The sequence below is a fragment of the Pseudomonas sp. PGPR N4 genome, from assembly GCF_059693665.1.
In genome coordinates this window covers 272,538-279,746 of record NZ_JCAUKV010000008.1, presented here as the reverse complement: position 1 = coordinate 279,746, position 7,209 = coordinate 272,538, and the positions used below count along the sequence as shown (strand labels likewise).

At 60.9% G+C, this 7,209-nt stretch carries 9 protein-coding genes; 3 read left to right on the top strand and 6 right to left on the bottom strand.

Features of this window, described 5'->3' with window-relative positions:
- Positions 1–579 precede the first annotated feature (579 nt).
- Together AC58X1_RS24510 and AC58X1_RS24505 are read left to right on the top strand one after the other, a co-directional pair.
- Positions 580–1,230, top strand: a complete 651-nt coding sequence (locus AC58X1_RS24510; RefSeq protein WP_101322947.1) for a trypsin-like peptidase domain-containing protein — start codon at positions 580–582, stop codon at positions 1,228–1,230.
- A gap of 103 nt (positions 1,231–1,333) precedes the next feature.
- Positions 1,334–2,227: a bestrophin family protein gene (locus tag AC58X1_RS24505; protein ID WP_220633113.1), complete on the top strand. Its 894-nt coding sequence runs from the start codon at positions 1,334–1,336 to the stop codon at positions 2,225–2,227.
- Positions 2,228–2,245: 18 nt separating this feature from the next.
- Here AC58X1_RS24505 and AC58X1_RS24500 read toward each other — a convergent pair whose 3' ends face one another.
- Both AC58X1_RS24500 and AC58X1_RS24495 read right to left on the bottom strand, forming a co-directional pair.
- Positions 2,246–2,638 (bottom strand): lysozyme inhibitor LprI family protein, encoded by a 393-nt coding sequence (locus AC58X1_RS24500; RefSeq protein ID WP_497429606.1) that lies wholly within the window; start codon positions 2,636–2,638, stop codon positions 2,246–2,248.
- 95 nt (positions 2,639–2,733) lie between these two features.
- Positions 2,734–3,642, bottom strand: coding sequence for a LysR family transcriptional regulator (locus tag AC58X1_RS24495; protein ID WP_497429605.1), 909 nt, complete (start codon positions 3,640–3,642; stop codon positions 2,734–2,736).
- A gap of 90 nt (positions 3,643–3,732) precedes the next feature.
- Between AC58X1_RS24495 and AC58X1_RS24490 the strand changes: the two genes are divergently transcribed.
- The gene (locus AC58X1_RS24490) at positions 3,733–4,206 is read left to right on the top strand and encodes a DMT family transporter (RefSeq protein WP_497429604.1); all 474 of its coding nucleotides are present in this window, start codon (positions 3,733–3,735) and stop codon (positions 4,204–4,206) included.
- Positions 4,207–4,217: 11 nt separating this feature from the next.
- Here the strand turns inward: AC58X1_RS24490 and AC58X1_RS24485 are convergent, their stop codons facing one another.
- The 4 genes from AC58X1_RS24485 to alaC form a co-directional block, all read right to left on the bottom strand.
- Positions 4,218–4,757, bottom strand: coding sequence for a hypothetical protein (locus AC58X1_RS24485; RefSeq protein ID WP_150570100.1), 540 nt, complete (start codon positions 4,755–4,757; stop codon positions 4,218–4,220).
- Between the two features lie 52 nt (positions 4,758–4,809).
- A complete protein-coding gene (locus AC58X1_RS24480) occupies positions 4,810–5,373 on the bottom strand; it encodes a GNAT family N-acetyltransferase (protein WP_101316654.1) in 564 nt (187 codons plus the stop codon).
- 86 nt (positions 5,374–5,459) lie between these two features.
- Positions 5,460–5,834, bottom strand: coding sequence for a YkgJ family cysteine cluster protein (locus AC58X1_RS24475; RefSeq protein ID WP_103438698.1), 375 nt, complete (start codon positions 5,832–5,834; stop codon positions 5,460–5,462).
- 149 nt (positions 5,835–5,983) lie between these two features.
- The gene (alaC, locus tag AC58X1_RS24470) at positions 5,984–7,192 is read right to left on the bottom strand and encodes an alanine transaminase (RefSeq protein ID WP_101316650.1); all 1,209 of its coding nucleotides are present in this window, start codon (positions 7,190–7,192) and stop codon (positions 5,984–5,986) included.
- Positions 7,193–7,209: the final 17 nt, after the last annotated feature.

Here is a 7,209-nt window from a genome sequence, read left to right as displayed (position 1 = left end):
ATGATTTCTCATGTGGCCACTTGTGATGCTGATAATCTTGGCGACTATCAAACCGTACTCACAAGCACCCACACGAATTGCTTGATTCAATTTGTTAAAGAGCGATTGGTTAAGAACTTGTTGTCTCAACCGAGATGCGCATCCTACAGAAGCTCATCTCACTTAGCAACCTTTTATTTTTGATTTGTTCAATCAAATCAGTTGCTTGCGCCAGGATCAGCTTGAAGCTTCTCGCTAGCGGGAGGCGAATAATACAGGATAGAAAAAGCCGGTCAACCCCCCTCCCGCATTTTTTATGGCGGGTCGCATACAGCCAGCCTCCACTGCGATTCCTCTCTATATAGAAGAGCGGTCTGCCCGCGCCACACCCGCCAGGCAAAACACTGGCGCCCGTATGCTGGCGGCAGCAGCCGCAGGCATCCGCCGAATCAATTGGGCCAGTGGCCATCTACACCTTAAGCTGTCGCTCGTCGGGTATAGCAATAAAGTATTGCCTTGGTGATGGCTCATCGCCATATTGGCGTTCCATTCTTGTGTGTGTGATTCATGAGCAAAATCGTGCCCTGTCTGGCAGCAATGATGCTGCTGAGTGGGTGCAATGGAGTGCCAACCTCGTATGTATCTGATCCGGTCTATGATCAGGCTTTCGTAGTCACCTCGCGCGGCCCGCTGCCGATGCTGTTGATGGCCTCTGCCATTCAGTGGAACGAGGACTACGCCGTCACCGCCAAACACACCCCGTTTCTGCCGAACATTGTCCATGAAGGCCTGGGCGATGTGGTGTTCTTCAAGCACAAGGCAACCCAGGTTCCGCTGTGGCGCCAGTATGTGCCTGGCGAAGCTGTGACAGCCGTCGGTTTCAACAGCCTGATGATGCCGATGCAAGGCAAAGGCCACGCATTGCCATCACTGGTGCGCCTGCAAGGTACCAAGGGCAGCGTGTTCTATGGCGTGCATGACGGCCCTATTACCAAAGGCATGTCGGGCGGCCCGGTGTTTGCCGACGACGGCAAGGTGCTGGGTATCAATATCGCTTATCTGTCCAGGGACGAAGTGCAAGCACATGACCGCGCCGACCTGGCCAGCAGCGAGCACATCAGTGTGTTCATGTCCTACAGCGAGATCGACAAGGAATGGCGGCGTTATCAGCATCTGCTGGCCAAGAAGGGCAGGCCGCAACTGCCAGTGACGCCGGTCAGAGGCATGGTAGTCGCTGCCACAGCACGATGAACCAAGCGTGAAAACGTTTGGTTACAGCGCCCCGACCAACAGCCGCGAACCTTGGACCTCGTCCGGCGTCGGATCTGCATCCACTCCGTTCGAGGTCTACCGCGTGAAACAACTCATCGCCCGCAAGCTGCGCCTGGTGGCGAAGACCTTCGGCTATATCGGTTGGTCGCTGTTCTGGCTGTTGATCTGGGATGTCCTGGTCACAATCGATTTCATGCTGTTCTTCAACAGCAAGTTCACCTTGCCGCTGATGCCACTGACGTTGCTCGGCTCTGCTCTGGTGGTGCTGGTCAGCTTCCGTAACAGCAGTGCCTATAACCGCTGGTGGGAGGCACGCACCCTGTGGGGCGCGCTGGTCAACAGCTCGCGCAGTTTCGCGCGCCAGGTGCTGACCCTCATTGATGACGGCGATGAGGGCTTGAACCCGATCAAGGCTACCTTGTTACGCCGGCATGTCGCCTACGTGAATTGCCTGGCGGCGCACTTGAAGGGGGAAGCATGCCCAGACGAGCTGATGGCGTTTATCCCACCCAAGGAATTCGAGCGGCGTAATCGCTCGAACAACTTCGCCAATGACATCCTCAGCGGCTCGGCCGCCTTGCTCGCCCGCGAATACAAGGCCGGCCGGCTGGACAGCATTCGCCTGGCCAGGCTGGAGTCGACCCTGGTCGACCTGTCCAACGCGCAAGGCGGGATGGAGCGGATCGCCAACACGCCATTGCCCTACCCTTATGTGTACTTCCCGCGGTTGTTCCTTTCGCTGTTCTGCCTGATCGTGCCGATCGGCCTGGTCGAGTCGCTGGGCTGGTTCACCCCACTGGCCTCGACCGTGGTGGGCTTCATGCTGCTGGCGATCGAGCGGATCGGCTCCGACCTGCAGAGCCCGTTCCGTTTCAGCGAGCATCAGATCCAGATGGACACCATCTGCGAAACCATCGAGCGCAATCTGGAGTCGATGCAGCGCGAAGCCCAGTGCGGCCAGGTAACCACGGACTAATCATCCAAGGCCAGCCAGTCATTGCCCCGGGCTGAGTATCCGCTCAAGCTCCGCGGCACGGTCGCGGGTCATGCCCATCACACATGTGCCGGCCTCGATCTGGCGCAGGGTGCCACCGCTGGCCTGGCTATGGAGGGCGCAGTTGTCATCGCGATACTTGATCCAGCTGCGCTGCGCCGTGCGCAAGGCCTTCTGCGCATCGCCTGCAAGCTTTGCCTGCAACTGCTTGTAGACACGGTTCAGACGCTGATCCTGCAGGCTGGTCTCGCTATGGATACAGCTGCTCATGGCAACAGTACTGGAGGCCTTGTCCATACACTCGGTATAACTGGTGGAAAAGTCGTCGGCGCTCGCGGCTGCGCTCGAGCAACCCAGGATCAAGGTCATGACGATAGTAGTGCGGTTACGCATGAGCAAGTCTCGCGGATGAGTGACGGCGACCAGCCTAGCACTTCCCCACCCAAGGCCGGCTACCAACGGCAACAATCAGACCAAACCCACTCGGCTCACTCCGTGTTCTGACAGATGCTCGCCACCCGCGCACGCAACCAGGCATGGCCGGCGTCGCCTTCCCGGCGCGCATGCCACGCCTGGGCAAAAGCAAAAGGTGCGATCGCCAATGGCGGGGCGAAGGTACGCAGCGCCGGGTCCAGACGAGCCCCGCTGAGGCTGCGCCGCGCCACCGTAAGTATCAGATCGGTACCAACCAACAGTGTCTGCGCTACGCCCCAGTGCGGCAGCGTCAAGGCAATCCGCCGTTGCTCGCCCACCTGCTGCAGGGCGCGATCGATCTCATTGTCGATGCCCGGCCGCACCGCAACCAGCACGTGGGGGCGCTGCAACCACTGACTCAAGCTCAGCCCTGCGCGCTGCGGCAGGGCCCTGCGGTCGGCCACACAGATAAAACTTTCTTCGAACAGCACCTGGCGCTGCACTTCAGCCGGCCAATCGGGGAACACGCCGAGCGCCAGATCCACTTCTCCGTCGATCAATTGCCCCAGCATGGCCTCCCGGCTGCCCTGCGAGACCACCAGGTCGACACCGGGCGCCTCTTCGCGGACCTGCCGTAACAGGCCGGGCAGCAACACCCTGGCGCCATAGTCCGACATCGACAGGCGAAAAGTACGACGCGATTTGCCGGCCTCAAAGCCAGGACTGCCAAGCAGACCGTCCAACTGCTGCAACGCATGCTGCAAAGGCTCGCGCAGGGATTGCGCACGAGGGCTCAGCTGCAGCCTGCCGCCACGCCGCACCAACAGCGGATCGGCAAAGATTTCTCGCAACTGAGCCAGCGCATGGCTCACCGCAGGCTGGCTGCGATGCAGACGCAACGCGGCGCGGGACACGTGCTGCTCACTGAGCAGCGCGTTTAGCGTCAGCAGCAGATTGAGGTCGATGCGGCGCAGATCATCCATCTAGCGAATACCAACTGTGCGGAGTTCGAATTTCCATCATTGAAATGGATAACACAGACTGCAGCCAGTGATTTCTTCAGGAGCATCCCAATGCCGCATGCACTTACCTTGTCTGTCCTGCTTCCCATGCTGATCGCCCTGCTGGCCGGCGCAGCTGTGCCGTTCCAGGCAGGCAGCAACGCCGCCCTCGGCCGACTGCTGGGGCATCCGTTATGGGCCGCGGGGGTTTCGTTATTGGTCAGCCTGATGCTGCTGATACCGGCATTGCTGGTGCTGCGGACACCGCTGCCGCAGCTGCAGAATCTGACCCAGGCGCCGTGGTGGGCCTGGCTGGGAGGATTGGCAGGCGTGTTGTACATCACTGCTGCGCTGATCCTCACACCGCGCTTGGGTGCGGCAGGGTTTATCGTCTGCGTGATCGCCGGGCAGGTACTGTCCTCATTGCTGATCGATCAATGGGGCTTGATGGGCCTGCCGGAAAAACCCGTCAACAGTCTCAGGCTGGCCGGCGTGGGCATGATCGTGCTCGGCATGCTGCTGGTGCAGTGGGGCACTGCGCGCTGACAACAGACCGGTCAGAAGGCCTGCGGTTGAATGGGCGGGTCCAGCACTCTTTCCACTTGAAAGCGCAGCGAGGGCATTTCGGTGGCCACGTACACCGTCACCCCCAACGCGGCGATCAAGGCCACGTCGAGCCAGCGCCATCCTGGCATTTGCGCGGCACTGCGGGCCTTCCAGCACCACCAGGCCTGCCCTGCGCAGAACAACGCGATTGCCGCCAGCCACAGGTAAAAGCCCGCGCCAAAACCAATCAGGTCCTGGAAGGCATAGCTGCGATTGTCCGGCAGGCGATCGATGCCCAGGCTGCTCGCCGCCAGATACAGCGCGGCGAGGCCCAGCACCAGTGCCAGCCGGCGAAAGCGCCGGTGGCTGAGCACGGCCAGGGCCAACAAAGGATTGGCAAACCACTGGTAGTGCTCGAACGGAATCCCCCAAGGCCCGTATAGCAGGATCTGCAAGGCGGGCATATGCCGCCCCGCGCTCAGGTAGACACCGTCAAATGCCAGACTGCAGAGGAACAGCAACAGGCTCAGGGCGATATAGAACGTGGGCAACTGCAGGAACCAGCGGCGACCGGCGTTCACCCGACCGTCATTCACCGTCATATCAGGCAACCGGTGGCTCCAGCAACAAGCCGTAGATACCCGAATCGGACAACTCCCCCGCCACGCACCAACGTGCCCGCAGGGTGCCTTCAAGGACAAAGCCCTGACGCTCGAGGGTACGTGCCGAGCCCTGATTGCGCGGGTCGATTTCACCTTCCAGGCGGCGCAGGTGCAGCGTGTGCGCAAGGTAATCGATAAAGCAGGTCAGTGCTTCGTCCATATAGCCGCGGCCCTGCACGCTGCTGGCTAGGCAATAGCCGATTTCGCCGCGACGGGAGACGTCGTCGATGTTGAACAGCTGGACCATGCCGATCAGCGCCCCGGTGTCGCGCCGGTACATGCCAAGCTTGAGTTGCTCGCCCTTGGCGTACGCTTCGCGGTCTGCCGCCAGAGCGCTTTGCGCCTCAGCCAGGTCCTGCCACGGGGCGTGGTGCCAGTAACGCATGACCTGCGGGTCGGCCATCATCTCCAACCACTGCGCGGCGTCGGCATGACGCATCGGGCGCAGTTGCAGGCGCGGGCTTTCAAGGAGCAAGTCAGAGGGGAAACTGCGGGGCTGGGTCACGCCGGACCTCCTGTCCATCGCTGGAAAGATGACAGTCTAGCGTCAGTCGGACCCCAGGGTCACCGGGCATTTTCAACCCAGTGCAATCACGCCACCTCGGCGCCTTCATCTGGCCAGTGCGGCTCATTGGCCTCCAGCGGCGGTAACCCATAGGCAGCACGGGCTGCGTCGCAACTGGGATTGTGCACGCCATCGACCCAGGACGCCTCGAACTCGCGACAGGGCGTGGAACGGTTGGCGTAGATGCTGCACCCCACCTGCTTGCCAATCTCGCCATCGAGGCTGATGCAGCGGCACGGCTTGGCGTCGGTGCCGATCATGGCGACCCGGCTTGGGGTGATCTGCACCACCAGATCGTCCGGCACGACACCGCCCGATGACTGGCATTCGCCCCAGAAGAAGGACACACGGAAGTACCCGCAGCACGCGCCGCAGTCAAGGCAAGGGTTATATTCGGACATGGTCGCCAGGGAGGGAGAGTTGTTGTTATCGGGGCTTGGCCCGCGGCGCCATTGTTGATCCAACCGGGGGTGGCTGAGAAGAGGGTATATGAAAAAAAACATGCCGCTGATCGGCGGCATGTCGGTTGGCTGTTGAACGTGCGAAGCGGTTACTTGGCGGTCAGCCCATCCGCCCGGAACATCTGGCGAATGCCACGAATCGCCTGACGGATGCGGTCCTGGTTTTCGATCAGGGCAAAGCGTACATGGTCATCGCCGTAATCGCCGAAACCAATCCCTGGTGATACGCAGACCTTGGCCTCGGCCAGCAGCTTCTTCGCGAACTCCAGCGAGCCCAGGTGTGCGTACGCCTCGGGTATCTTCGCCCAGATGTACATCGAGGCCTTGGGGTTCTCGACCATCCAGCCCAGCTCGTGCAAACCCTTGACCAACAGGTTGCGGCGCTGGCGGTATTGCTCGGCGATGTCGCGCACGCATTGCTGATCACCCTCAAGGGCGGCAATGGCCGCTACCTGCAGCGGGGTGAAGGTGCCGTAATCGTGATAGCTCTTGATCCGGCCCAAGGCGCTGACCAGCTCTGGATTGCCGACCATGAAACCAATCCGCCAGCCGGCCATGTTGTAGCTTTTGGACAGGGTGAAGAACTCCACCGCGATGTCCTTGGCACCGGGCACCTGCATGATCGAAGGGGCCTTCCAGCCGTCGTAGACAATGTCGGCATAGGCCAGATCGTGGATGACCAGCACATCGTATTGCTTGGCCAGCGCTACCACACGCTCGAAGAAATCCAGCTCGACACACTGCGCAGTCGGGTTGGACGGGAAGCCCAGGATCATCATTTTCGGCTTGGGGATCGACTCGCGGATCGCCCGCTCAAGCTCGGTGAAGAAATCCACCCCCGGCACCAACGGCACCGAACGCACCTGTGCACCGGCGATCACGGCACCGTAGATGTGGATGGGATAACTGGGGTTGGGCACCAGAACCGTGTCGCCATGATCAAGGGTGGCCAGCATCAAGTGCGCCAAGCCCTCTTTCGAGCCAATGGTGACGATGGCCTCGCTCTCAGGATCGATATCGACCTGATAGCGGTCCTGATACCAGCGCGAAATCGCCCGGCGCAGGCGCGGAATGCCGCGCGAGGTGGAGTAACCATGAGTGTCGTCACGCTGGGCAACCTGCACCAGCTTCTCGACGATGTGCGGCGGCGTGGCGCCATCGGGGTTGCCCATGCTCAGATCAATGATGTCCTCGCCACGACGGCGGGCAGCCATCTTCAGCTCGGCAGTGATGTTGAAAACATAGGGCGGGAGACGATCTATGCGCGCAAAGCGGCGCGGCGAACCTTGGTCGGCCATGTGTACCTCGAAGACGT